Raw genomic sequence first — 25,361 nt, 5'->3', positions numbered from 1 at the left:
CCTATGGAACCCTATAATCCCCCGCCGGAACCCTGGCTGCACGTCCTCTATCAGGACGAGCACATCATCGTGGTGAACAAACCCAGCGGCCTGCTGTCGGTGCCGGGGCGGCTTGCCGAGTATAAAGACAGCGTGATGACGCGCGTGCAGCGTGATTATCCGGCGGCAGAATCGGTCCACCGACTGGATATGGCCACCAGCGGTGTGATGGTGGTGGCATTAACCAAAGCCGCCGAGCGCGAGCTGAAGCGCCAGTTCCGCGAACGCGAACCGCAGAAAACCTATGTGGCGCGCGTCTGGGGGCATCCGCAGCCGGCAACGGGTTTAGTGGATTTGCCGCTGATTTGCGACTGGCCGAACAGGCCTAAGCAGAAAGTGTGTTTTGACAGCGGGAAGTCCGCGCAAACGGAATATCAGGTGCTGGACTATGCCAGTGATAACAGCGCGCGCGTGCAGCTAAAACCGATTACCGGGCGCTCGCACCAGCTGCGCGTGCATATGCTGGCGCTCGGCCACCCGATGCTGGGCGATAACTTCTATGCCCATGACGAAGCGCGGGCGATGGCACCACGACTTCAACTCCATGCCGAAAGCCTGAGCATCACCCATCCGCACTACCGCACGCCGATGACCTTTCGCCAGCCGGCGGAGTTTTAATCGCCGCCAGCACGATCCTATTGCCCCCATCTCAAGGGGCGTCAGCGGCGCAGCCAGTTCGGATGCGGGCGGAGCGTCAAAACCGCAACGCGAGGATTTTACCTGCCGCCAGGCTCGAAATGGCCAGCAAGCCCGATCACTTAAAGGATTTTTCGCGCTTGATCAGGTCATATGCCGCCTGAATCTCCTGCGTTTTTTGCTTCGCCATCTCCATCATCTCTGGCGGCAGACCTTTCGCCACCAGCTTGTCCGGGTGATGTTCGCTCATCAGCTTGCGGTAGGCTCTTTTAATGGTGGTGGCATCATCGCTGCTTTTCACCCCGAGCATATTGCAGGCATCTTGCAGCGTCGGGCCGCGCTGCCCCTGGTAGCCGCCTTGCGAAGAGCCGCCGCTCTGGTAACCACCGCCAAACTGCTGGCCGCTTTCCATCATGCGCAGGAACCGATCGAACTGCGTGCGCGATATGCCCAGCTCTTCCGCAATGACATACAGCACCTGGCGTTCGTTAGGATGCAGTGAACCATCGGCAAACGCCGCCTGAATCTGGATTTCCAGGAACATACGGATCAGATCAAAACGACCAAAGCAGGCACTGCGCAGCTCACGCAGCTTATCGCGCAGAGGGTAATCCCCCTCTTTCCCTTCGCGGAAGGCACGCTGTGCCGCCGTACGCCCTTCACCATGCAGCTGCATGCGCTCCATCAGCAGCGACGCCATCTGAATATCGGCGTCTGTTACCCGCCCTTTCGATTTGGTCAAATGCCCCATCACCTGAAACGTGGTGCGAAAGAACAGCGCCTGACGCGTTTGCTGATCGGCAAAATAGCCCTGGCGACCAGGCGAGCGCGCTTTGTCAATCATATGCCCTACCAGCAGGCCGATAACCACGCCCCAAAAGCCCGCGCCGGACAATAAACCCAGAACCAGTCCTAATACTTTTCCCCAATAGCGCATAAACTCCTCATTAGGCCATGCTGAAGGCTAAATTTTGCATTATCATACCTGTCATTTATCTCATCGCCTATTGGTACGCGGCCAAACAAACCAGAAGTTTACCCGATTGTGTTCCGGGTGAAGGCAACAGCTACCGCCTTTGCGATCGGAAAGATTCAGGGTATGACTGGCGCAACGCTACCGAGTGCGATAGTCTCTGACCGTTTGTCGGCATGATGCCAGTGATTACGGAATTTTCGATACCGCGTATGAAAAAAAGACTACCTACGTTGCTGGCCACGCTTATTGGCTCAGCGCTTTATAGCCAGCAAGGGCTGGCCGACGACCTCGCATCACAATGTATGCTTGGGGTGCCCGGTTACGATCGACCACTGGTACAGGGAAAAAGCACTAACCAGTTACCGGTGACGATCAATGCGGATAAGGCCAAAGGCAATTATCCCGACGACGCCGTTTTTAGCGGTAATGTTGATATACGACAGGGTAACGGCCGCCTGCAGTCCGACGAAGTTCAGCTGCACCAAAAAATGCTGAGCGGACAAACCGCTGAAACGCGCACTGTCGATGCATTAGGTCATGTACGCTACGACGATAATCAGGTGATCCTGAAAGGCCCGAAAGCCTGGTCCAATCTCAATACTAAAGACACCAACGTATGGGAAGGCGACTATCAGATGGTCGGCCGACAGGGACGTGGCGTTGCCGACCAGATGAAGCTGCGCGGCGACAGCCGCTACACTATTTTGGAAAACGGCACTTTCACCTCCTGCCTGCCCGGGCAGAACACCTGGAGCGTTGAGGGTTCTCAGATTATTCATGACCGCGATGAACAGCTGGCGGAGATCTGGAACGCACGCTTCAAGCTGGGTTCCGTACCAATTTTCTACAGCCCCTACCTGCAAATGCCGGTGGGTAATAAGCGCCGTTCCGGTTTCCTGATCCCGAATGCGAGTTACAGTAAAAACAGCGGCTTCCAGTTTATGCTGCCGTATTACTGGAACATCGCCCCGCAGGCTGACGCCACCCTGACGCCGCACTATATCAGCCGCCGTGGCATGCAGTGGCAGAATGAGTTCCGCTACCTGACCGGTGCCGGGCCAGGGCTGGTAGGGTTTGACTATCTGAACTCTGACCGCGTTTACAATGACGAACATGCGGACGACGAAGCATCAAGCCGCTGGCTGTTCCATTGGCAGCACGCTGGCGTCTACGATCAGAACTGGCGCTTCAACGCTGACTACACCAAGGTCAGCGATCCCTGGTACTTTACCGATCTTGATTCGCCATATGGCTCGACCACTGACGGCTATGTCACGCAGAAATTCAGCGTCGGCTACGCGGAAAAGAACTGGGATGCCACGCTGTCGACCAAGCAGTTCCAGATTTTCTCCACCAACTCCAGTAATGATGTCTATCGCGCAGAACCTCAGTTCGACTTCAACTATTACCAGAATAACGTCGGGCCGTTTGATACTCACCTCTATGCCCAGGCGGTGAAATTCACCAATGTTGATTCAAATTTGCCGGATGCCACGCGTCTGCACCTTGAACCGAGCATCAATCTGCCGCTGTCCAACCGCTGGGGAAGCCTGAATACCGAAACCAAGCTGCTGGCGACCCATTATGAGCAAAACGAGATCGATTACTACAATTCACAAAATAGTAATCATCAGCTGAAAAACGCGGTTAACCGCGTTATGCCACAGTTTAAAGTCGACGGCAAGATGGTCTTTGACCGGAATATGGACTGGTCACCGGGCTATACCCAGACGCTGGAGCCGCGCGCGCAGTACCTTTACGTGCCTTATCGCGACCAGAGTCACGTCCGTGCTTACGACTCCACGCTGCTGCAAAGTGACTATACTGGCCTGTTCCGCGACCGTACTTACAGCGGTCTGGATCGTATCGCCTCAGCCAACCAGATGACCACTGGCGTCACCACGCGAATTTTTGATAACGATCTGGTTGAACGTTTTAATGCTTCCGTTGGTCAAATCTACTCGTTTACCCCGGCACGTACCGGTTTGAATAGCGTCGATAATGACGACAGAGGCAGCCTGGTGTGGGCGGGTGACAGCTACTGGAGGATCAGTGACCGCTGGGCAGCACGCGGTGGATTGCAGTATGACACCCGCATGGATAACGTATCGCAAGGTAATACCGTGCTGGAGTGGCGTCGTGATGCTGACCGCATGGTACAGCTGAGCTATCGCTATACCAGCGCGGAATATATCCGGCAGACGTTGACCAACTACAGCAATCAGGCACTGTATCAAAAGGATATCTCTCAGGTCGGTGCTACCGCCAGTTGGCCAATTGTTGACGCCTGGTCGGTGGTCGGTGCCTGGTACTACGATACCAAAGCCAACCAGCCAGCCGATCAGCTGTTGGGTGTCCAGTACAGCTCCTGTTGCTATGCGCTGCGCCTCGGCTATGAACGTAAAATCACCGGTTGGGAAAATGACAGCAGTAAGTACGACAATAAAATCTCGTTCAACATTGAACTGCGTGGCCTTAGCCCAGGCTATGGCTTAGGTACAGGTCAAATGCTGCGCCAGGGCATTCTGCCCTATCAACGCGCTTTCTGATGTTGTTTCTTTAGAATGCCAACCCGCAGTGCGGATAGAAGAATGGAAAAAGTATGAATAACTGGAGAATGCTAATCCTCGGTGCCGCTCTGACAGCCAGCACCGCGTTCGCAGCCCCGCAAGTTGTAGATAAAGTTGCCGCCGTGGTTAATAATGGCGTGGTGTTAGAAAGCGATCTGGACAGCATGATGCAGTCCGTGAAAGGTCAGGCACAGCAGGCTGGTCAGCAGTTGCCGGATGACAAAACCCTGCGTCACCAGATTCTGGAACGCCTGGTGATGGATAATATTCTGCTGCAAAAGGCAAAACAGGCTGGCCTGCAGATTAGCGATGCTCAGCTCGATCAGGCGATTGCTAATATCGCTCAGCAAAACAAAATCAGCGTCGATCAGCTGCGTAGTCGTCTGGCTTATGACGGCATGAACTATGCCAGCTATCGTGAGCAGATCCGCAAGGAAATGGCCACTGCGGAAGTGCGTAACAACGAAGTTCGCCGCCGTGTCACTATCCTGCCGCAGGAGGTCGATTCGCTGGCAACCCAGCTGGCCTCGCAGAACAGTGCCGGTACTGAACTGAATATCAGCCACATTCTGTTGCCACTGCCGGAAAACCCGACGCAGCAGCAGGTCGACGACCAGGAGAACCTGGCGAAGCAGCTGGTCAGCGAAGCCAAAGGCGGCGCTGATTTCGGTAAACTGGCGATTGCTAACTCTGCCGATCCTCAGGCGCTGAAAGGCGGCAACATGGGTTGGGGGCGTATCCAGGAGCTGCCGTCTCTGTTTGCTCAGGCGCTGGTGACGGCGAAAAAAGGCGATATTATCGGCCCTGTCCGTTCCGGCGTTGGCTTCCATATTCTGAAAGTGAACGATATGCGCGGTGACAGCCAGAGCATTTCGGTGACCGAAGTCCATGCCCGACACATCCTGCTAAAACCGTCGCCGGTAATGACTGACGATCAGGCGCGACAGAAACTGCAGCAGGTCGCCAATGAGATCAAAAGCGGCAAACTGACCTTCAGCGATGCGGCTAAACAGCTGTCGCAGGATCCGGGTTCAGCAAACCTGGGCGGCGACCTGGGCTGGAGCTCGGCTGAAGTTTACGACCCGGCTTTCCGTGACGCTCTGCTGCGTCTGAAGAAAGGCCAGATCGGCGATCCGGTTCACTCCTCATTTGGCTGGCACCTGATCCAGCTGATGGATACCCGCAAGGTGGATAAAACCGACGCGGCGAAAAAAGAGCGCGCTTACCGCCTGCTGTTTAACCGTAAATTCGCCGAAGAAGCCCAGACCTGGATGCAGGAAGAACGGGCTGCAGCCTACGTGAAGATCCTCGATGCCAATGCTCAGTAAGCAACGCGTTGTCGTCACCTGCGGTGAACCCGCCGGGATTGGCCCCGATCTGGTGGTTCAACTGGCCCAGCAAGACTGGCCGGTTGAACTGGTGGTTTGTGCTGACCCCGAACTGCTGCGCGCCCGCGCGGCAGCTTTGCATTTACCCCTTACGCTGCGCCAGTACCAGCCGGGCATCAGCGCCCGGCCGCAGCAGGCCGGTTCACTCACCGTGCTGCCAGCTCGCCTTGCCCAGCCGGTTAGCGCGGGTGAACTGTGCGTGGATAACAGTCACTACGTGCTGGAAACGCTCACCCGCGCCTGTGACGGTTGCCTGAACGGTGAGTTCGCCGCCCTGGTCACTGGCCCAGTGCACAAGGGGGTGATTAACGATGCCGGCATTCCGTTCAGCGGGCATACCGAATTTTTTGCCGGGCGAGCGGGCTGCGAGCCTGTGGTGATGATGCTGGCCACGGAAGAGCTACGCGTTGCGCTGGCAACCACGCATCTGCCGCTGAAAGACGTGGCGGCCAGTATTACCCGCGCCACGCTTCATAAAGTCATCACCATTTTGCACCGCGACCTGCAAAGCAAGTTTGGCCGGGCTGAACCCCATATTTTTGTTTGTGGTCTCAATCCCCATGCTGGCGAAGGCGGCCATATGGGCCGCGAAGAGATTGATGTGATGATTCCGGCGCTGGACGAGCTGCGCCAGCGTGGGATCAAGCTGACCGGTCCGCTCCCTGCCGATACGCTGTTTCAGCCGAAATATCTGCAACATGCCGATGCCGTGCTGGCGATGTATCACGATCAGGGACTGCCGGTGCTAAAATATCAGGGCTTTGGTCGGGCGGTGAATATCACCCTCGGTCTGCCATTTATCCGCACGTCTGTTGACCACGGTACGGCTCTTGAGCTGGCCGCTAGCGGTCAGGCCGATGCGGGCAGCTTTAAGACGGCGCTTAACCTCGCCATTACTATGATTAAGAGCAGTAATGAATAGTCGCGTTCACCAGGGCCACTTCGCCCGCAAACGTTTTGGACAGAACTTCCTTAACGATCGGTACATTATTGACAGCATTGTCAACGCCATCCACCCTCAACGCGGCGAAGCGGTGGTCGAAATCGGCCCCGGCCTCGGTGCACTGACCGAGCCGGTAGGAGAGCGGCTGGATAGCATGACGGTTGTCGAACTCGATCGCGATCTTGCCGCACGCCTGCAAACCCATCCGTTTCTGGGACCCAAGCTGACGATATTCCAGCAGGATGCCATGACCTTTGATTTTGCTACCCTGGCACAGGAAAAAGGTCAGCCGTTACGCGTTTTTGGTAATTTGCCGTATAACATTTCCACGCCGTTGATGTTCCATCTGTTTAGCTATGTCGGTGCCATTAAAGATATGCACTTCATGCTGCAAAAAGAGGTGGTTAACCGTTTGGTTGCCGGGCCGGGTAGCAAAGCCTATGGCCGTCTGACGGTAATGGCGCAGTATTACTGCCAGGTGATCCCGGTACTGGAGGTTCCACCAGAATCCTTCACCCCCGCGCCGAAAGTTGACTCTGCGGTGGTACGTCTGATGCCTTACGCACAGCCGCCGCACCCGGTTGACGATATTCGCGCTCTGAGCCGCATCACCACGGAAGCCTTTGGTAAGCGCCGCAAAACGCTGCGCAACAGCCTGGGCCACCTGTTCACCACCGACGTACTGGCAGAGATGAACATTGACCCGACATTGCGCGCAGAAAATATTACCGTTGCGCAATATTGCCAACTGGCTAACTGGTTGACTGCGCACCCTCAGCTGCAGGAGAACTCATCATGAACGAAACGCCCCGGGTTTGTGTTCAGGTACAAAGCGCCTATATTGAGTCGCAGTCTGCGCCTGAAGAAGAACGTTACGTGTTTGCTTACACCGTTACCATTCGTAACGTGGGGCGTATTGCGGTGCAGCTAATTGGCCGCTACTGGCTGATTACTAACGGTAACGCCCGTGAAACCGAAGTTCAGGGAGAAGGTGTGGTGGGAGAACAGCCGCATATCGAACCCGGCGGCGAATACCAGTACACCAGCGGTGCCGTTCTGGAAACGCCCATCGGCACCATGCAGGGCCATTATCAGATGATCGATGCCGATAGCGAAAGCTTTCTCGTGGACATTCCGGTGTTCCGTCTGGCAATTGCCTCCCATATCCACTAACCCGGCTTGATGCATGAGCACTTACCTCATTGGTGATATCCACGGTTGCTACACGGAGTTGCAATCGCTTCTTGATCGGGTGCAATTTGCCCCTGAAACCGACCAGCTGTGGTTAACCGGCGATCTGGTCGCTCGTGGGCCAGGATCGCTGGAAGTTCTGCGCTTTGTGCGTGCGCTGGGCGACCGCGTGAAGCTGGTTCTGGGAAACCACGATCTGCATCTTTTGGCGGTATACGCCGGGATAGCCCGCAATAAACCGAAGGATCGCCTGAGCGCCCTGTTGGAAGCTGACGATGTCGATGACCTGATCAACTGGCTGCGTCGCCAGCCGTTGATACAAATCGATGAAGAGAAAAAGCTGGTCATGGCACATGCCGGGATCACGCCGCAGTGGGATATTGACACCGCGCAGACCTGCGCCCGCGAGGTCGAAGCGGTGCTGAGCAGTGATACCTATCCGCTGTTTCTTAATGCCATGTACGGCGATATGCCGAACAACTGGTCGCCGGAATTGAGCGGACTCGCCCGCTTGCGCTTCAGCACCAATGCCCTGACACGCATGCGTTACTGCTTCCCGAACGGTCAGCTGGATATGATTGCCAAAGAATCACCAGACAGCGCGCCGCCGCCGTTAAAACCCTGGTTCAGCATTGCAGGCCCGGTCTCACGCGACTACACCATCGTCTTTGGTCACTGGGCGTCGCTGGAGGGCCAGGGTACGCCAGAAGGGATTATCGGCCTTGATACGGGCTGCTGCTGGGGCGGCAACTTAACGATGTTGCGCTGGGAAGATAAACAGATGTTTGTACAGCCATCACAACGAGAAAAACAGCGTTAGTCCGCCTGAAGGCCGAACCTGAATAGCAGGTACGGCCGGGGATTAGCGGCGATCGAGGATCTCAAAGCAGAAACTGTGCGAGTTCTTCTCGTCGGCATCGTGAAACTCGCTAAAGGTCGACTGCCATTCGTCCGGCTCGTAGTCCGGAAAATGCGTGTCACCTTCCACTTCGGCATCAATATGCGTCAGATAAAGGCGGTCAGCCTGCGGCAGCAGCTGTTCATAAATGCGCCCGCCGCCGATCACCATCAGCTCTTGCACTTCTCCGGCGGCCTTTAACGCATCTTCAATCGTCGTCACCCAGGTCACGCCTTCTGCAACGCCCTTTTGACGGCTGATCACAATATTCAGACGCCCCGGCAGCGGGCGGCCGATCGATTCCCAGGTACGGCGTCCCATGATCACCGGTTTATTCAGCGTGTGCTTTTTAAACCACGCCAGGTCGGCTGGCAGGTGCCACGGCATGGCATTTTCCATCCCAATTACGCGATCGGCCGCCAGGGCCGCAATCAGGCTAATCATCATATCAAACTCAACAGGGGGTAAAATTGGCGCCATCATACGTAAAGGCGAAACTTACGTCGATAGCTAAGCAGTAGTAATTAGGTAAAGGTTTATCAAGATAACACTTTCCTCAACCCGCACAGGTTTTCCCTACTGAGATCGTGCGGGCATGCTAAAATTCTGCAATTCATTCATCACGGACTATTGCAATGTTAGAAACCGGCCTGTTTGTTGCCACCATCGTGGTGCTCGGGATGCTTTCACCCGGCCCCGATTTTTTCCTGATCGTTAAAAATGCCGCTCGTTACCGCCGCAGCGCCGCGATGATGAGCGCGCTGGGCGTCAACTGCGCCGTTGCCACCCACATGGCCTATTGCGTCGCCGGGCTGGCGGTGGTGATCACCACCACACCGTGGCTGTTTATGCTGCTGAAATATGCCGGTGCTGCCTACCTGATTTACATCGGTATTCAGGCACTGATGTCACGCGGCAACGGTAAATTCAACTTCAACAATGGCGTACAGGAAGAGACCTCGCTGAAAAAAGCGTTTATGCAAGGCTATCTGTGCAATTTACTTAACCCGAAAGCCACGCTGTTCTTTCTGTCGATCTTTACCCAGGTACTGGATATCAATTCGGGCATCAGCGAAAAGCTTCTGTATGCGGGTATTATCCTGGGTCTGTCGTCCATCTGGTGGCCATTGCTGGTGATCCTGATGCAAAGTGGCCCGGTACGTCGTGGGTTAACGAAAGCCCAGCGTGTGGTGGACAAACTGCTTGGCGGCGTGCTGATTGCGTTGGGGATTAAGGTCGCATTATCCTGACGGTTGCTAAGGTTGCGATATTTTTTTCGCCATGAAAAAAGCCCTCCTGATTAACAGAGAGGGCTTTTTTTTATGGCCGGTTATATGCCAGGTTCCCGGCACCTTAGCGGGGGGCTTCCCCCGCTGCCTGAACCTGGCCGGCGATCTGCGCGTGCATCTCCTGCACCGAAATCACTTGCCCGGTAGCGCTGGCGTTCAGTGAGGTGGCCGTGGCAAAGCCACCGTTTAACGTGGTGTCATAGTGAACCTTGTACTGCAGGGCGCTACGGCGAATCAGCTTGGAATCCTCAATCGCCTGACGTCCGGCAGTGGTGTTGACAATATAAGCGTACTCGCCGTTCTTCAGGCGATCCTGAATATGCGGACGACCTTCATGCACCTTGTTCACCAGACGGACATCGATACCGGCCGCCTGCAGTACCGATGCCGTTCCTGCGGTGGCATCCAGCTCGAAACCAAACGCCTGCAGGCGGCGCGCCAGCTCCACGATGCGTTTTTTATCGCCCTCGCGCACCGACAGCAGCGCACGACCGCTTTTCTTCATATTGCTTTGTGCGCCAAGCATCGCTTTGCAGAAGGCTTCGGCAAAGGTACGGCCCACGCCCATCACTTCACCGGTAGAACGCATTTCCGGGCCGAGGATCGGGTCAACGCCCTGGAATTTGTTAAACGGTAGCACCACCTCTTTGACCGAGTAATACGGCGGGATGATCTCTTTGGTCACGCCCTGTGCTGCAAGGGTTTTACCCGCCATCACCCGCGCGGCCACTTTCGCCAGCGGCATACCGGTCGCTTTGGACACAAACGGTACGGTACGGGCGGCGCGTGGGTTGACCTCAATCAGGTAAACTTCGTTATCCTTGACCGCAAACTGCACGTTCATCAGGCCGCGCACGCCCAGCTCAAACGCCAGCTTTTCCACCTGCTGACGCATCACGTTCTGGATTTCCGCACTCAGCGTATAGGCTGGCAGTGAACAGGCCGAGTCGCCGGAGTGCACGCCAGCCTGCTCGATGTGCTCCATAATGCCGCCAATCAGCACCTGTTCGCCATCGCAGATGGCATCAACGTCAACTTCTACCGCATCGTCGAGGAAACGGTCCAGCAGCACCGGCGCATCGTTTGATACCGATACGGCGGTGTTGAAGTAGCGCTTCAGGTCGATTTCGTCATAGACGATTTCCATTGCGCGGCCGCCCAGCACATAAGACGGGCGCACCACCAGCGGATAGCCAATCATCGCCGCTTTTTCTACGGCCATATCAATGGCGGTCACCGTGGCGTTAGCCGGCTGCTTCAGGCCAAGGCGCTCAACCGCCTGCTGGAAACGTTCGCGGTCTTCAGCGCGGTCAATAGCATCCGGGCTGGTGCCGATAACCGGTACGCCAGCGGCTTCCAGCGCACGCGCCAGCTTCAGCGGAGTCTGGCCACCGTACTGCACGATAACCCCTTTCGGTTTTTCGATACGCACGATTTCCAGCACGTCTTCCAGCGTTACCGGCTCAAAGTACAGGCGGTCGGACGTATCGTAGTCGGTGGAAACGGTTTCCGGGTTGCAGTTGACCATAATGGTTTCAAAACCGTCTTCGCGCAGAGCCAGTGAGGCATGCACGCAACAGTAGTCAAACTCAATGCCCTGCCCGATACGGTTTGGACCACCGCCCAGCACCATAATTTTGTCACGATCCTGATTCGGGTTAGCCTCACATTCTTCTTCATAAGTGGAGTACATGTAGGCGGTATCGGTGGAAAACTCCGCCGCACAGGTGTCCACGCGCTTGTAGACCGGGTGCAGGTTGTACTGCGCGCGCAGCTGACGAATTTCGCTTTCAGGTACGCCGGCCAGCGCCGACAGGCGGGCATCGGCAAAGCCTTTACGTTTCAACGTGCGCAGGAAGTCGCAGTTCAGACCGCTAACGCCCTGTTGCGCCACCTGCTGCTCCAGCTGCACCAGCTCTTCAATCTGTACCAGGAACCAGCGGTCAACGTTGGTTAGCGCAAAGACATCTTCCACCGTCAGTCCGGCGCGGAAAGCATCGGCGATATACCAGATACGATCGGAACCGGCATCCTTCAGCTCATGACGGATAGTGGTCAGCGCCTCAGGATCGTTCAGATCGACCTTCGGATCAAAACCGTTGGCACCGACTTCCAGACCGCGCAGCGCTTTCTGCATTGACTCCTGCAAGGTACGGCCAATTGCCATCACTTCACCCACGGACTTCATCTGCGTGGTCAGACGGTCGTTAGCACCGGCAAATTTCTCGAAGTTGAAGCGTGGGATTTTGGTGACAACATAGTCGATGGATGGCTCAAACGAGGCCGGGGTCAGACCGCCGGTGATATCGTTCATCAGCTCATCCAGCGTATAGCCCACGGCCAGCTTGGCGGCAATCTTGGCAATCGGGAAGCCGGTGGCTTTCGACGCCAGCGCCGAGGAGCGCGAGACGCGCGGGTTCATTTCGATGATGATCAAACGGCCATTTTCCGGGTTGACCGAGAACTGGACGTTAGAACCGCCGGTTTCCACACCGATTTCACGCAGCACCGCCATCGAGGCGTTACGCATGATTTGATACTCTTTATCGGTCAGCGTCTGTGCTGGCGCAACGGTAATTGAGTCACCGGTGTGGATGCCCATCGCATCGAAGTTTTCAATTGAGCAGACGATGATGCAGTTGTCGTTTTTATCACGCACCACTTCCATCTCGTACTCTTTCCAGCCAATCAGCGATTCATCGATCAACAGCTCATTGGTGGGCGACAGATCCAGACCGCGCTCGCAGATCTCTTCAAACTCTTCACGGTTATAGGCAATGCCGCCGCCGGTGCCGCCCATGGTAAAGGAGGGGCGGATAATGCATGGGAAACCGACATCAGCGGCCACCGCCAGCGCTTCTTCCATAGTATGAGCGATACCGGAACGCGCGGTGTCGAGACCGATACTCTTCATCGCCACGTCAAAACGGCGGCGATCTTCTGCTTTATCGATCGCATCAGCGGTAGCGCCGATCATGGTCACGCCAAATTCAGCCAGTACGCCCTGACGTTCCAGCTCCAGCGCACAGTTCAGCGCGGTCTGGCCGCCCATGGTAGGCAGTACCGCATCCGGGCGCTCTTTTTCAATGATTTTGCGCACCACTTCCCAGTGGATCGGCTCGATGTAGGTGGCATCGGCCATTTCCGGGTCGGTCATAATGGTTGCCGGGTTAGAGTTCACCAGGATTACACGGTAGCCCTCTTCGCGCAGTGCTTTACACGCCTGCGCCCCCGAGTAGTCAAATTCACAGGCCTGGCCGATGACAATCGGGCCAGCACCAAGGATCAGGATACTTTTTATGTCTGTACGTTTTGGCATTTTTTCGCTCCTGATTATTTGGCAGTCGAACGGTAAGCTTCGATCAAATCAATAAAGTGGTCGAACAACGGGGCAGCATCGTGCGGGCCTGGGCTGGCTTCCGGATGGCCCTGGAAGCTGAAGGCCGCTTTATCGGTGCGGTGAATGCCCTGTACCGTGTGGTCAAACAGCGAGGTATGAGTCACACGCAGGTTGGCCGGCAGATTGCGGTCATCGACGGCGAATCCGTGGTTCTGCGCGGTGATCATCACCGTGTTGTTATCGTGGTCTTTAACCGGATGGTTACCGCCGTGGTGGCCGAGTTTCATTTTTACTGTTTTCGCCCCACTGGCCAGCGCCAGTAGCTGATGGCCGAGGCAGATGCCAAAGAGCGGAATATTCGTTTCCAGCAGGCGGTTAATTGCCGTCATCGCATAGTCGCACGGCTCCGGGTCGCCCGGGCCATTAGAGAGGAACACGCCGTCCGGATTGAGTTTCAACACCTCTTCTGCAGGGGTTTGGGCCGGTACTACCGTCAGGCGGCAGCCGCGATCGACCAGCATACGCAAGATATTACGCTTCACGCCGTAGTCGTAAGCCACCACATGGTACGGCAGCTCACCTTCTGCTTTCGCCGTCGGCAGCTCCGTTTCCAGCGTCCAGCTGCCCTGTAGCCATGTATAGGCGTCCGGGGTGGTCACTTCTTTCGCCAGGTCCATGCCTTTCAGGCCGGGAAACGCACGCGCTTTTTCCAGAGCAAAAGCGGCATCCGGTGCTTCTCCGGCAATAATACAGCCGTTTTGCGCCCCTTTTTCGCGCAGCAGACGGGTCAGTTTGCGCGTATCAATATCGGCAATGGCGACAATGTTGTGGCGGGTCAAATAATCTGACAGCCCTTCTTCATTGCGGTAATTGCTGGCAATCAGCGGTAAATCGCGGATAACCAGACCTGCTGCATGAACCTGAGTCGATTCTTCATCACCGGAGTTGGTGCCGACATTGCCGATATGGGGATAAGTGAGAGTGACGATTTGGCGGGAATAGGAAGGATCAGTGAGGATTTCTTGATAACCGGTCATTGACGTGTTGAAAACAACTTCTCCCACTGCCGATCCGGTTGCCCCTATGGCCCGACCGTGGAATTGGGTTCCGTCTTCCAGAACCAAAAGCGCTGACTTAATCAAAACATCCTCCAGGGAATAAACAGTCATAATATATGCATATTAATTCAGGAACGAGGCTGAAATCAATGCAAAAACTGCCTGAGTGCTCGGTTTTTGGCAAATTGCGCGCATTCTAATGATCGCTCCTGCTATTGTCTACCCTGACAGGCTGATTTTCATCGCTTTTTAACTCATTGAAGTGAAAATAGGAAGATTAACCCTGAAAACACCACATATCCGACTCATAAAATCGGTTGCCTGCGATCTTTTACAGGTTGTCGGTGGCTGCGAGCTAAAAAGTAGACCAAATGGTCAGAAGTAGCCTTTTTTAAGGTTCTGAAATTAAAAAAAACCTCACTTATATTATCTTGATAAAAATAAAATCAGTAAAACGGCATTTTCACAAAATAAAAAAAGGGGCAATATCATTATTGCCCCTTAAATCATCAAGCTATATCGAAAAAAAACCTGTCAAAAACTGTACTCTGCGGTTATAAACCCTGCAAATTTAGCACATCTCTCATATCATAAAGACCTGGTTTATTCGATCCCAGCCATTTTGCTGCCCAAACGGCACCTTTGGCAAAGGTCATACGGTCTGAAGCCTTGTGGGTTATCTCGACACGTTCGCCAATATCTGCAAACATCGCCGTGTGCTCCCCGACAATATCACCGGCACGAACGGTGGCAAAGCCGATGGTCTGCGCTTCGCGCTCACCGGTAAAGCCTTCACGGGCATACACCGCATGCTGCTCCAGATCCCAGTTCATCGCGCTGGCAATGGCTTCCCCCATTGCCAGCGCGGTCCCGGATGGCGCATCCACTTTATGACGATGATGCGCTTCGATAATTTCGATATCCGCATATTCGCCCATCACTTTGGCCGCTTTTTCCACCAGTTTGAGCACCAGATTCACCCCGACGCTGAAGTTGGCGGCAAATACAATAGCGATTTCCTGCGCTGCCGCCCCGATGGCGGCTTTGCCCGCATCGTCAAAACCGGTGGTGCCAATCACCATCGTTTTTTGATGCTGGCGGCAAAATGCCAGATAGTGCAGCGTAGCTTGCGGACGAGTGAAATCGATAAGCACGTCGAAGTCATTGACCACCGCTTCAAGGTTATCGGTGATGGTAATCCCCAATGCGCCACAGCCGGCCAACTCTCCGGCATCGGTTCCAACCAGTGAGGAACCGCTGCGTACCAGTGCCGCCCCCAAACGCGCCCCTTCAGCCTGCTTTGTGGCCTGTATCAGCTGACGCCCCATACGCCCTGCTGCTCCAACAATGGCGATACGGATCTCTGCATTACTCATAGTTATTCATTCCTGACTGATATCTGTGCCTGCACAACGCTCACAGGTTAATCATGCGTTAACCTCTGCGCCACCTTTAACCACCTGTTATAAGGATTTTACGCCAGAGCGTGGTGATTATCAGTAAAACAGATTGATCAAAATGAGGAAAAAGGCACGCCGGGGATGGGGAACAGGCAACAACGCGATCCGTATAGGATAACAGTCATGGCGCGATGCAGGCAAAAAGCGGGGGCGCTGTTTCCGCGCCCCGGAGACATTAGTCCAGCTGCCGAACCTCTACGCGCAGCTCTTTAGGCACTTCAAAAATAATGTTTTCTTCACGCCCGATCAGCTCCACGGCATCCACGCCTCCCAGCTCATTCAGCCGCTGGATAACCTGCTGAACCAGAATATCCGGCGCGGACGCGCCGGCTGTGACGCCAACACAGGTAACGCCCTGGAGCCATTGTTCCTGAATATCATCTGCTGAATCAATCAGCCGCGCCAGCTTGCCGGCTCGCTGAGCCAGCTCCGCCAGACGGTTGGAGTTGGAGGAGTTTTTAGAGCCGACGACTAATACCACATCGGCATCACGCGCGAGGTTTCTGACCGCCTCCTGGCGATTCGTGGTGGCGTAGCAAATATCATCCTTGCGCGGCCCGACAATCTTAGGGAAGCGTGCGCGCAGAGCATCGATCACCTCACTGGTGTCATCAACCGACAGTGTGGTTTGCGTCATAAAGCTCAGGTTATCTTCATTCTTCACCTGAAGCCTTGACACATCTTCCGGCTTTTCGACCAGATACATGCCACCAAGCGGGTTATTATATTGCCCCATGGTGCCTTCGACCTCCGGGTGACCGGCATGACCAATCAGCACAGCCTCGGTGCCCCTACGGCTGGCACGCGCCACCTCCATATGCACTTTAGTGACCAGTGGACAGGTAGCGTCAAACAGCATCGTCAGCTTACGGGCTTTGGCTTCAGCACGCACCGCCTGTGAAACGCCATGCGCGGAGAAGATCAGGATTGAACCGTCCGGAACCTCATCAATTTCTTCGATAAAGATGGCGCCGCGCTCACGCAGGCTGTTAACCACATAGCGATTGTGTACCACTTCATGGCGCACGTAGATCGGTGCACCATACATTTCCAGTGCACGCTCAACAATACTGATAGCGCGATCAACGCCCGCGCAGAAACCACGCGGATTAGCCAACAGGATCTGCATTGCTCATCTCCAGTAGCGGATCGATTTCCAGCACTTCGATGTCGAAGTGGATGGTCTGTCCGGCAAGCGGATGGTTGAAATCGACGGTGATGGAATCGCCGGAGATTTCACGAATCACCCCCGGCATTTCATTGCCATCCATGCCGCTGAACAGCATGATGGCACCGATTTCTGGCTCTCCGGCTTCGACGAAGTCGCGGCGCGAAAAGTACTGGATCAGGTCCGGGCTGATGCTGCCGAACGCGTCTTGTGCATCCAGCGCAAACGCCGCCTTACCGCCAACGGGCAGCCCGACCAAATGGCTTTCAAGCCGTTGCGACAGGCTACCGTCGCCCAGACGAAACAGAGCCGGCTTGCCGTTATTACGCGTGGACTCCGCCGTGGAACCGTCCGCCAGTTTTAGCGTGAAATGCACCAGCACCGCGCTGTTACTCTGTACAGAATCGCTCATGCGTTACCCTTTATGCTCAGACTGCTTACTGGCCGGGCTGATAAACCCTTCCAGTACGATCAGCGCGGCACCGATACAGATACCGCAGTCGGCAATGTTAAACGTCGCAAAGTGCCAGTCACCGATATAAAAGTCGATAAAGTCGACGACGAAGCCATGATATGCCCGGTCGAACAGGTTACCCAACGCTCCACCAACAATCAGCGCATAAGCGATATTATTCAGTTTGTTACTGGCTTTGCTGCGGTACATCATCACCAGCAGCACCACGACGATAGCGATGGCAATGCCGGCGAAGAACCAACGCTGCCAACCCCCTTTATCAGCAAGGAAACTGAACGCCGCGCCGTAGTTGTGAGCGTAAAAGAAATTAAAGAATGGCATCACCGACATCGATTCGTGCAGCATCAGATTATTCATAATCCACTGCTTGCTGGCAAAATCAATGGCGATAACCACCAGCACCAGCCACAGCCAGCGCAATCCGGTTGAGAGAACGGGTTTATTCATCATGCAAACTTACGCTCTTCGCCACTGCCGGCGACGTTAGTCACACAGCGACCGCACATTTCAGCGTGTTCGGCATTCTGGCCAATATCGCTGGTGTAGTGCCAGCAGCGCGGGCACTTCTTGCCTTCCGCTTTGCGCAAGGCAATTTTCAGGCCTTTCACCGTGTCACTCTGCTGGGCATCGTCGGGAGCCTGCGCGTAATCCGCCACTTCAGCCCCCGATGTCAGCAGCACAAAGCGCAGCTCTTCGCCCAGGCCGATCAGTTTTTCCGCCAGCTGCGCGTCGGCATACAGCGTGACGCTGGCTTCCAGCGAGCCGCCCACGCGCTTGTCGGTACGAGCCTGCTCGATAACCTTGTTAACCTCGCCGCGCACTTTCAGCAGTTCAGCCCAGTAGGCATCGTTCATCGGCTGGTTATCCGCCAGGCTGAACAGGCCGTCAAACCACTCTTCGGTGAACACATACTGCGCACGCTTGCCGGGCAGGTAGCCCCAAATTTCATCAGCGGTGAAGGACATGATCGGTGCCATCCAGCGCACCAGCGCTTCAGCGATGTACCACAGCGCGGTCTGACAGCTGCGACGTGCCAGGCCATCGGCTTTAGCGGTGTACTGGCGGTCTTTAATGATATCCAGATAGAAAGAACCCATCTCAACCGAGCAGAACTGCATCAGGCGCTGTACCACCTCATGGAAGTCGTAAGCTTCATATGAGGCAACGATGTCATTCTGTGCCGCCAGCGCACGGCTGACCGCCCAGCGATCCAACACCACCATCTCTTCCGGTTTCACCTTATCGGTTTCAGGATTAAAGCCAGCGAGGTTGGCCAGCAGGAAACGCGCGGTGTTGCGGATGCGGCGATAACTGTCGGCGGAGCGTTTAAGAATTTCGTCGGAAACGGCAATTTCCCCGGAATAATCGGTGGATGCCACCCACAAACGCAGAATATCGGCCCCCAGCTTGTTCATCACGTCCTGCGGGCTGATGGTATTGCCCAGCGATTTTGACATCTTGCGGCCCTGACCATCAACGGTGAAGCCGTGAGTCAGTACCTGGCGGTATGGCGCTTTGCCTTTCATCGCCGTAGAGATCATTAATGACGACATAAACCAGCCGCGATGCTGGTCGGACCCTTCCAGATACAGATCCGGCGCATTGCCGCCAAATTCAGGGCGCTCATCAACAACTGAATAGCTGGTGGAACCCGAGTCAAACCAGACGTCCAGCGTATCCGGCACTTTCACGTAATTATCCGCATCAGCGCCCATCAGCTCGCGGGCATCGAGATCCCACCACGCCTGAATGCCATCCTGCTCTACGCGCACGGCGACTTTTTCCATCAGCTCCAGCGAATCCGGGTGCAGCTGCTCGGTATCTTTATGCACGAACAGCGCCATCGGCACGCCCCAGGTGCGCTGGCGCGAGATGCACCAGTCAGGACGATTGGCGACCATCGATTCAATACGCGCCTGGCCCCAGTCCGGGATCCACTGCACGCCTTTGATCTCCTTCAGCGACTGCGCACGCAGTCCTTTCTGTTCCATGCTGATAAACCACTGCGGCGTGGCGCGGAAGATAATCGGGGTTTTGTGACGCCAGCAGTGCGGGTAGCTGTGATGCAGTTTTTCAACGTGCAGCAACGCGCCCTGCTCACGCAGCAGCTCTACGATCAACTCGTTGGCCTTAAACACGTTTACGCCATCCAGCGTTGGGTAAGTCCCCGGTAAGAAGCTGCCGTCCGGCCCCACCGGATTGGCGGTTTCAATCCCGTACTTCTGTCCGATAACGTAGTCGTCCGGGCCGTGGCCTGGGGCGGTGTGAACCGCACCGGTACCGGCTTCCAGCGTCACATGCTCCCCAAGCACCACCGGAGAAACGTGAGCAAGGAACGGATGCTGGAAGCCCATCAGCTCCAGTGCCGCGCCCTGCACGTTGCCCAGCACGGTCCATTGCGTCACGCCAACGCGCTTCATGACGCTGTCGACCATATCTTTAGCGAGGACCAGCGCACGGCCTTCGACCTGCACCAGCTGATACTCAAATTCAGGATGCAGGGAGATGGCACGGTTCGCCGGCATGGTCCACGGCGTGGTGGTCCAGATCACCAGTGAAATCGGACCATCGACGTGGGCAGCGCCAAATTTGGCCTGCACCGCGTCTTTATCCACGGCGTTAAACATCACATCTATCGAAGGGGAGGTTTTATCGTAATACTCCACTTCCGCTTCCGCCAACGCGGAGCGGCAGTCCAGACACCAGTGAACCGGCTTGGCACCTTTGTGCAGATGACCGTTGCCGATGATTTTGCCCAGCGCACGGATGATGTTGGCTTCGGTTTTGAAGTCCATCGTCAGGTAAGGGCGACCCCAGTCACCCAGCACGCCCAGACGAATAAAGTCCGCTTTCTGCCCTTCCACCTGCCCGGCGGCGTATTGGCGGCAGGCGGCACGGAATTCCGCCGCGCTGACTTTCTCGCCCGGCTTACCGATGGTTTGCTCTACTTTATGCTCAATCGGCAGACCGTGGCAGTCCCAGCCCGGGACATAAGGCGAGTCATAGCCCGCCATGCCTTTCGACTTAACGATAATGTCTTTCAGAATCTTGTTAACCGAGTGACCAATATGAATGCTGCCGTTAGCGTAAGGAGGGCCATCGTGCAAAATAAAGGTTTTTTTCCCTTTTTTGGCTTCGCGGATGATGCTGTACAGCTTGTCATCATACCAGCGTTGCAGCATGCCCGGTTCGCGTTTGGCCAAATCGCCACGCATCGGGAACCCCGTTTCCGGCAAATTCAGGGTAGATTTATAGTCACTCATCAGATTCTCGGTTCCGTATGTCGGTTCTGTTTAAACTTGGACCGATGTCTGCTGCCCAAAAAATCGTCGGGCAGTCACGACATCGTTAGCAATTTGTTCTTTCAGTGCGTCGAGCGAAGTGAAGCGCTGCTCATCGCGTATCTTATCCAGCAATACTACGTCAATATACCGCCCGTACAGGTCAATGGTGACGTCCAGCAGATGCACTTCCAGCTGCTGACGTAACCCGGCGACGGTGGGTCTTGTACCGATATTTGCCACGCCGGGCAGTGCGCGCTCCCCCAGTCCCAGCACTTCAACGGCATATACTCCTTTTACCGGAGAAACGGTACGCCGTAGTGGCAGGTTGGCAGTGGGGAAACCGATGGTGCGGCCGAGCGCATCGCCATGCACCACCCGACCGGATATGCTGAACGGACGCCCCAGCAGAGACTGCGCCAGCGGCAAATCATCTGCAGCCAATGCCTGGCGCACCGCCGTGCTGCTGATGCGTTTTCCGCCATCGCAAAAAGTCTGAGTGCTGATGACATTAAAGCCATATTCGACGCCAGCTTTCTGTAATAACAGGAAATCGCCCTGGCGACCAGCGCCAAAGCGAAAATCATCACCCACCGCCAACAGCTGCACGCCGAGTTTATTCACCAGCAGGTCAGTTATAAAACGTTGCGCGCTGTACGCGGCAAAATGGCGATCGAAGCCCACGCACAGCACTGTGTCAACGCCAGCCTGTTCCAGATAACGCAGTTTTTCGCGCAGCCTTGTTAGCCGGGCGGGCGCTTTATCTGCCGTGAACAGCTCCAGCGGCTGAGGTTCAAACAGCATCACCACCACCGGCAAATGACGTCGACGCCCCTCTGCGCACAGCTGTGCCAGCAGCGCCTGGTGCCCGCGATGTACGCCATCGAAGTTGCCGATGGTCAGTACGCAGCCGCGATGCTGCTCTCTCAGGTTATGTATGCCGCGTATCAACTTCATGGCTGGCTCAAATTTGTGGAAATCGGCGGATTATACCTTGTACAGCCCTCAAGGTTAACCCACGAATACCGGCTTTGATGCTTTCTTCCTGGCATTTCGTTCTGTATGGTGCACTTCCAGCGCGGGATGATATTTTTCTTGTGATTAAGCTGTATTAGCCGGGACGAAGCTGATAGAATCTTGCGCCATCGAAACGTAACCAAGTGCCTTAGCTTCACCGGCGCTTATTTGCACAAATCCATTGACAACCGAAGGCGAAAAGGGCATATTCCTCGGCCTTTGAATGTCCTCATAGAACTATTTGGGAGTTGGACCTTGGCTAATATCAAATCAGCTAAGAAACGCGCCGTAACGTCTGAGAAGCGTCGTAAGCATAACGCTAGCCGTCGTTCAATGATGCGTACTTTTATCAAGAAAGTATACGCGGCTATCGCTACCGGCGATAAAGCGGCTGCGCAGAATGCATTTAACGAAATGCAACCACTTGTGGATCGCCAGGCTGCTAAAGGCCTGATCCACAAAAACAAAGCTGCACGCCATAAAGCAAACCTGGCTGCACAGATCGGCAAAATGGCTTAATGCCTGCTTGTTAGTCGAGCTTTGATAAAGAAACCGCCTGACCGGCGGTTTTTTTATTTTTTGGGGTATATAGACGTTTGCTGCGCGGGGCTGATGCGGCATTAAAAAGCGCCTCAAAATGCTCACTTACTTCAGTAAGCTGCGCTTTTTCGTTACTTTTTGCCTTGCCTCATCTTTGCTTGCTGCACTCCGGTCGGTGTGGAAAGCGCACATCAAATACTCAATTACTCCGGCAAGCTGCTATTTTTCATAACTTTTTTCCTTGCCTCATCTTTGCTCGCTGCACTCCGGTCGGTGTGGAAAGCGCACATCAAATACTCACCTCCTCCGGCAAGTGCACTATTCCACTTCTCCTATACCTGACTCACTCTTGCTCGCTGCATTCTGTACGATGTGGAAAAGCCTTTAACATCAGCGCCTGTCAAAGGCCGCGGAGCGGGCAATCGTATCGCTGCACCACGCCCTTCGCCTTATCGCTTATCTTAATTTAATACGCAGCAGCGTATAGCCAACCAGCGCGGAGATAACCGAGCCGCCCAGAATGCCGAGTTTAGCCAGCGTCACCAGCTCTTCATGCGCGCCGTCAAACGCCAGCGAAGCAATAAATATCGACATGGTAAAACCAATACCGCAAAGTACGCCCACTGCGGCAATATCAACCATACGGGTATTTTCCGGCAGCGCGGCAATATTCAACTTCACCGACAGCCAGCAGATCAGGGTGATCCCCAGCGGTTTACCGATGAATAAGCCCAGCATAATCCCCAGCGGTACCGCCGAGAACAGGCCATCAAGAGAGACCCCGCTCAGGGAAACTCCGGCATTAGCAAAGGCAAACAGCGGCAGGATCAGCCAGCTGACCCACGGATGCAGGCCGTGTGCCAGCTCAATCGCCGGGGAGTGCCCTTCGTGCTTTTCCAGCGGAATAAACAGGCCCACTATTACCCCGGCCAGCGTGGCATGTACGCCAGATTTCAATACTGCAACCCAAAGCACCATGCCGACAGCCAGATAGACAGATGTTTTTCGCACGCCACACAGATTGAGCACGGCCAGAACCCCAATGGAGGCAGCCGCCACGACCAGTGAAAGCAGTGACAGATCGCTGGTATAGAAAAAAGCGATAATGACGATGGCACCCAAATCATCTATCACCGCCAGCGCCATCAGGAACATTTTCAGCGCCACCGGCACGCGACTGCCGAGCAGGGCCAGAATACCCAAGGCAAACGCAATATCGGTGGCGGTAGGAATAGCCCAGCCGTTGATCGCCTGTGCGTCATGGTGATTGAACGTGGCATAGATCAAGCCCGGTGCCAGCATACCGCCCAGCGCGGCGATCAGCGGGAACATCGCCCGTTCCCTTCCCTTCAGCGAACCCATCATCAGTTCACGCTTCACTTCCAGCCCGATCATCAGGAAGAACAGCGCCATCAGCGCGTCATTAATCCACAACAGCAGATCTTTATTGATATCCAGCGCGCCAAAACGAAGCTGGACCGGCAGCGCCAGCAGCGCCTGGTAGGCATGCCGGGTACTGTCGTTATTGGCAAGAGACATGGCGATCGCTGCGGCGAGGATCAGTATGACGCCACCGGTGGCGTCATTTTTTAACAGTTTTTTCAGAAACAGGTTCATTACAGGCTCCGCTGACTACCCAGATGATGTTGTCCAGATTGCGGACAGCATACGTGTTAAGACCGTTCAAAAAAAACAGTTTATTTTTCACAAAAGCATCAATATTTACGATTGGTTTAAATCAGGCAAGGAGAGGCTAAAACAGGATAATTAACCAGTACGCAGGGTAAAACAACTCCAGACGCAACCATTAGCATCAGGATCATTAACTTACTGATATCAAATGGAGAAGTTTTATTAAGGGAAAATAGAACTGATAAACAGGGGCAGATAACCGGGCGTGCCCCCCTGTCACAGCAGGGAGTGACGCCCGTATCATTAGCGGGTCAAATCGTCGAAAAACTTCTTCACGCCATCGAAGAAGGTTTTAGAACGCGGGCTGTTTTTCTCACCAGACGGGCCACCGAAGCTCTCGTCCAGTTCACGCAGCAGCGCTTTCTGTTTATCATTCAGGCTGACCGGGGTTTCTACCACCACGCGGCACAGCAGATCGCCCTGCGCACCACCGCGTACTGATTTAACGCCTTTACCACGCATGCGGAACAGCTTGCCGGTCTGGGTTTCTGCTGGCACCTTCAGATTGACGCGGCCATCCAGCGTCGGGACTTCAATTTCCCCGCCCAGCGCAGCCATCACAAAGTTGATTGGCACCTCGCAGTACAGGTTATTCTCTTCACGTTCGAAGATGTGATGCTTGCGCACCTGAACCTGTACATACAGATCGCCAGCTGGTGCGCCCTGCTCACCGGCTTCACCTTCACCGCTAAGACGAATGCGGTCGCCGGTATCGACGCCCGCCGGGATTTTCACCGACAGGGTTTTCGATTTCTCAACCCGGCCATGACCGTGACAGGCATAACACGGATCCTTGATTACCGAGCCGCGCCCGTGACAGGCCGGACATGCCTGCTGCACGGTAAAGAAGCCCTGGCGCATCTGTACCTGGCCTGCACCGTGACAGGTTGAACAGGTTTGCGGTTTAGTCCCCGCTTTAGCGCCGCTGCCGTGGCAAACGCCACACTCATCCAGCGTTGGGATACGGATCTCTTTGGACACGCCGCGTACCGCTTCTTCCAGCGACAGCTCCATGTTATAGCGCAAATCGGCACCGCGAGCGGCGCGCTGCTGACGGCGGCCCCCGCCGAAAATATCGCCGAATACGTCGCCAAAGATATCGCTGAAATCAGCGCCGCCGCCGCCAAATCCGCCTTGGCCACCGCCGCCCATTCCGCCCTGTTCAAAAGCAGCATGACCGTACTGATCGTAAGCCGCTCTTTTCTGGCCATCGGTCAGGATCTCATAGGCTTCTTTAATCTCTTTAAATTTGCCTTCAGATTCTTTATCGCCCTGGTTGCGGTCAGGGTGAAACTTCATTGCCAGTCGTTTGTAGGCTTTTTTGATTTCACGCTCATCCGCCGATTTGGCAACGCCTAAAATCTCGTAATAGTCTCTTTTCGCCATTGTTATTGATCCTG

21 protein-coding genes are annotated in these 25,361 nt (G+C 55.1%); 9 read left to right on the top strand and 12 right to left on the bottom strand.

Features of this window, described 5'->3' with window-relative positions; genetic code table 11:
* Nucleotides 1–3: 3 nt before the first annotated feature.
* Nucleotides 4–657, top strand: coding sequence for a bifunctional tRNA pseudouridine(32) synthase/23S rRNA pseudouridine(746) synthase RluA (gene rluA, locus EPYR_RS03710; protein ID WP_012667072.1), 654 nt, complete (start codon nt 4–6; stop codon nt 655–657).
* Nucleotides 658–793: 136 nt separating this feature from the next.
* Here the strand turns inward: rluA and djlA are convergent, their stop codons facing one another.
* Nucleotides 794–1,612, bottom strand: coding sequence for a co-chaperone DjlA (djlA, locus tag EPYR_RS03705; protein ID WP_012667071.1), 819 nt, complete (start codon nt 1,610–1,612; stop codon nt 794–796).
* Between the two features lie 212 nt (nt 1,613–1,824).
* Between djlA and lptD the strand changes: the two genes are divergently transcribed.
* Genes lptD through apaH form a run of 6 tightly spaced genes read left to right on the top strand, consistent with a single transcriptional unit; the run spans nt 1,825 to nt 8,563 of the window.
* Nucleotides 1,825–4,200: an LPS assembly protein LptD gene (lptD, locus tag EPYR_RS03700; RefSeq protein WP_014538595.1), complete on the top strand. Its 2,376-nt coding sequence runs from the start codon at nt 1,825–1,827 to the stop codon at nt 4,198–4,200.
* A gap of 53 nt (nt 4,201–4,253) precedes the next feature.
* Entirely contained in the window at nt 4,254–5,549 is a 1,296-nt protein-coding gene (gene surA, locus EPYR_RS03695; RefSeq protein WP_012667069.1) for a peptidylprolyl isomerase SurA, read from the top strand.
* Nucleotides 5,539–6,531 (top strand): 4-hydroxythreonine-4-phosphate dehydrogenase PdxA, encoded by a 993-nt coding sequence (gene pdxA, locus EPYR_RS03690; RefSeq protein ID WP_012667068.1) that lies wholly within the window; start codon nt 5,539–5,541, stop codon nt 6,529–6,531. Before surA ends, pdxA begins: the two co-directional genes overlap by 11 nt.
* Entirely contained in the window at nt 6,524–7,351 is an 828-nt protein-coding gene (gene rsmA / locus EPYR_RS03685) for a 16S rRNA (adenine(1518)-N(6)/adenine(1519)-N(6))-dimethyltransferase RsmA (protein WP_012667067.1), read from the top strand. Before pdxA ends, rsmA begins: the two co-directional genes overlap by 8 nt.
* Complete coding sequence (apaG, locus tag EPYR_RS03680; protein WP_012667066.1) at nt 7,348–7,725, top strand: Co2+/Mg2+ efflux protein ApaG; 378 nt, start codon at nt 7,348–7,350, stop codon at nt 7,723–7,725. Before rsmA ends, apaG begins: the two co-directional genes overlap by 4 nt.
* Nucleotides 7,726–7,738: 13 nt before the next feature.
* Nucleotides 7,739–8,563, top strand: coding sequence for a bis(5'-nucleosyl)-tetraphosphatase (symmetrical) ApaH (gene apaH / locus EPYR_RS03675; protein WP_012667065.1), 825 nt, complete (start codon nt 7,739–7,741; stop codon nt 8,561–8,563).
* A 42-nt stretch (nt 8,564–8,605) separates the two neighbouring features.
* On the opposite strand, the gene folA is transcribed toward apaH, so the two are convergent.
* A complete protein-coding gene (gene folA, locus EPYR_RS03670; protein ID WP_187298260.1) occupies nt 8,606–9,088 on the bottom strand; it encodes a type 3 dihydrofolate reductase in 483 nt (160 codons plus the stop codon).
* Between the two features lie 188 nt (nt 9,089–9,276).
* On the opposite strand from folA, the gene EPYR_RS03665 reads away from it, so the two are divergent.
* Entirely contained in the window at nt 9,277–9,891 is a 615-nt protein-coding gene (locus EPYR_RS03665) for a LysE family translocator (protein WP_012667063.1), read from the top strand.
* Nucleotides 9,892–9,994: 103 nt separating this feature from the next.
* On the opposite strand, the gene carB is transcribed toward EPYR_RS03665, so the two are convergent.
* The 8 genes from carB to ribF form a co-directional block, all read right to left on the bottom strand.
* Complete coding sequence (gene carB / locus EPYR_RS03660) at nt 9,995–13,249, bottom strand: carbamoyl-phosphate synthase large subunit (RefSeq protein WP_012667062.1); 3,255 nt, start codon at nt 13,247–13,249, stop codon at nt 9,995–9,997.
* Between the two features lie 14 nt (nt 13,250–13,263).
* Entirely contained in the window at nt 13,264–14,412 is a 1,149-nt protein-coding gene (gene carA, locus EPYR_RS03655; RefSeq protein ID WP_014538592.1) for a glutamine-hydrolyzing carbamoyl-phosphate synthase small subunit, read from the bottom strand.
* A 470-nt stretch (nt 14,413–14,882) separates the two neighbouring features.
* Nucleotides 14,883–15,704, bottom strand: a complete 822-nt coding sequence (gene dapB / locus EPYR_RS03650) for a 4-hydroxy-tetrahydrodipicolinate reductase (protein ID WP_012667060.1) — start codon at nt 15,702–15,704, stop codon at nt 14,883–14,885.
* 259 nt (nt 15,705–15,963) lie between these two features.
* On the bottom strand, nt 15,964–16,917 hold the full coding sequence (gene ispH / locus EPYR_RS03645) for a 4-hydroxy-3-methylbut-2-enyl diphosphate reductase (protein ID WP_014538589.1): 954 nt from the start codon (nt 16,915–16,917) through the stop codon (nt 15,964–15,966).
* Nucleotides 16,898–17,368, bottom strand: coding sequence for an FKBP-type peptidyl-prolyl cis-trans isomerase (gene fkpB / locus EPYR_RS03640; protein WP_012667058.1), 471 nt, complete (start codon nt 17,366–17,368; stop codon nt 16,898–16,900). The genes ispH and fkpB overlap by 20 nt, the downstream gene beginning before the upstream one ends.
* Before the next feature lie 3 nt (nt 17,369–17,371).
* Nucleotides 17,372–17,881 (bottom strand): signal peptidase II, encoded by a 510-nt coding sequence (lspA, locus tag EPYR_RS03635; protein WP_014538588.1) that lies wholly within the window; start codon nt 17,879–17,881, stop codon nt 17,372–17,374.
* Nucleotides 17,878–20,694: an isoleucine--tRNA ligase gene (gene ileS, locus EPYR_RS03630; protein WP_012667056.1), complete on the bottom strand. Its 2,817-nt coding sequence runs from the start codon at nt 20,692–20,694 to the stop codon at nt 17,878–17,880. The genes lspA and ileS overlap by 4 nt, the downstream gene beginning before the upstream one ends.
* A gap of 30 nt (nt 20,695–20,724) precedes the next feature.
* Nucleotides 20,725–21,669, bottom strand: coding sequence for a bifunctional riboflavin kinase/FAD synthetase (ribF, locus tag EPYR_RS03625; RefSeq protein ID WP_012667055.1), 945 nt, complete (start codon nt 21,667–21,669; stop codon nt 20,725–20,727).
* 315 nt (nt 21,670–21,984) lie between these two features.
* On the opposite strand from ribF, the gene rpsT reads away from it, so the two are divergent.
* Complete coding sequence (gene rpsT / locus EPYR_RS03620; RefSeq protein WP_004159769.1) at nt 21,985–22,248, top strand: 30S ribosomal protein S20; 264 nt, start codon at nt 21,985–21,987, stop codon at nt 22,246–22,248.
* Nucleotides 22,249–22,725: 477 nt separating this feature from the next.
* On the opposite strand, the gene nhaA is transcribed toward rpsT, so the two are convergent.
* Nucleotides 22,726–23,886: a Na+/H+ antiporter NhaA gene (nhaA, locus tag EPYR_RS03615; protein ID WP_012667053.1), complete on the bottom strand. Its 1,161-nt coding sequence runs from the start codon at nt 23,884–23,886 to the stop codon at nt 22,726–22,728.
* A 318-nt stretch (nt 23,887–24,204) separates the two neighbouring features.
* Complete coding sequence (dnaJ, locus tag EPYR_RS03610; protein ID WP_012667052.1) at nt 24,205–25,347, bottom strand: molecular chaperone DnaJ; 1,143 nt, start codon at nt 25,345–25,347, stop codon at nt 24,205–24,207.
* Nucleotides 25,348–25,361: the final 14 nt, after the last annotated feature.

Origin of the sequence: Erwinia pyrifoliae DSM 12163, from assembly GCF_000026985.1 — a bacterium.
GTDB lineage: Bacteria > Pseudomonadota > Gammaproteobacteria > Enterobacterales > Enterobacteriaceae > Erwinia > Erwinia pyrifoliae.
The sequence above is the reverse complement of the archived record's forward strand: the minus strand, read 5'-3'. Positions and strand labels throughout refer to the sequence as shown.

Excerpts from the sequence above, each read along its gene's own strand:
- rluA (WP_012667072.1), top strand. The coding sequence starts at position 4 with ATGGAACCCTATAATCCCCCGCCGGAACCCTGGCTGCACGTCCTCTAT.
- djlA (WP_012667071.1), bottom strand. The coding sequence starts at position 1,612 with ATGCGCTATTGGGGAAAAGTATTAGGACTGGTTCTGGGTTTATTGTCC.
- lptD (WP_014538595.1), top strand. The coding sequence starts at position 1,825 with ATGATGCCAGTGATTACGGAATTTTCGATACCGCGTATGAAAAAAAGA.
- surA (WP_012667069.1), top strand. The coding sequence starts at position 4,254 with ATGAATAACTGGAGAATGCTAATCCTCGGTGCCGCTCTGACAGCCAGC.
- pdxA (WP_012667068.1), top strand. The coding sequence starts at position 5,539 with ATGCTCAGTAAGCAACGCGTTGTCGTCACCTGCGGTGAACCCGCCGGG.
- rsmA (WP_012667067.1), top strand. The coding sequence starts at position 6,524 with ATGAATAGTCGCGTTCACCAGGGCCACTTCGCCCGCAAACGTTTTGGA.
- apaG (WP_012667066.1), top strand. The coding sequence starts at position 7,348 with ATGAACGAAACGCCCCGGGTTTGTGTTCAGGTACAAAGCGCCTATATT.
- apaH (WP_012667065.1), top strand. The coding sequence starts at position 7,739 with ATGAGCACTTACCTCATTGGTGATATCCACGGTTGCTACACGGAGTTG.
- folA (WP_187298260.1), bottom strand. The coding sequence starts at position 9,088 with ATGATGATTAGCCTGATTGCGGCCCTGGCGGCCGATCGCGTAATTGGG.
- EPYR_RS03665 (WP_012667063.1), top strand. The coding sequence starts at position 9,277 with ATGTTAGAAACCGGCCTGTTTGTTGCCACCATCGTGGTGCTCGGGATG.
- carB (WP_012667062.1), bottom strand. The coding sequence starts at position 13,249 with ATGCCAAAACGTACAGACATAAAAAGTATCCTGATCCTTGGTGCTGGC.
- dapB (WP_012667060.1), bottom strand. The coding sequence starts at position 15,704 with ATGAGTAATGCAGAGATCCGTATCGCCATTGTTGGAGCAGCAGGGCGT.
- ispH (WP_014538589.1), bottom strand. The coding sequence starts at position 16,917 with ATGCAGATCCTGTTGGCTAATCCGCGTGGTTTCTGCGCGGGCGTTGAT.
- fkpB (WP_012667058.1), bottom strand. The coding sequence starts at position 17,368 with ATGAGCGATTCTGTACAGAGTAACAGCGCGGTGCTGGTGCATTTCACG.
- lspA (WP_014538588.1), bottom strand. The coding sequence starts at position 17,881 with ATGATGAATAAACCCGTTCTCTCAACCGGATTGCGCTGGCTGTGGCTG.
- ileS (WP_012667056.1), bottom strand. The coding sequence starts at position 20,694 with ATGAGTGACTATAAATCTACCCTGAATTTGCCGGAAACGGGGTTCCCG.
- ribF (WP_012667055.1), bottom strand. The coding sequence starts at position 21,669 with ATGAAGTTGATACGCGGCATACATAACCTGAGAGAGCAGCATCGCGGC.
- nhaA (WP_012667053.1), bottom strand. The coding sequence starts at position 23,886 with ATGAACCTGTTTCTGAAAAAACTGTTAAAAAATGACGCCACCGGTGGC.
- dnaJ (WP_012667052.1), bottom strand. The coding sequence starts at position 25,347 with ATGGCGAAAAGAGACTATTACGAGATTTTAGGCGTTGCCAAATCGGCG.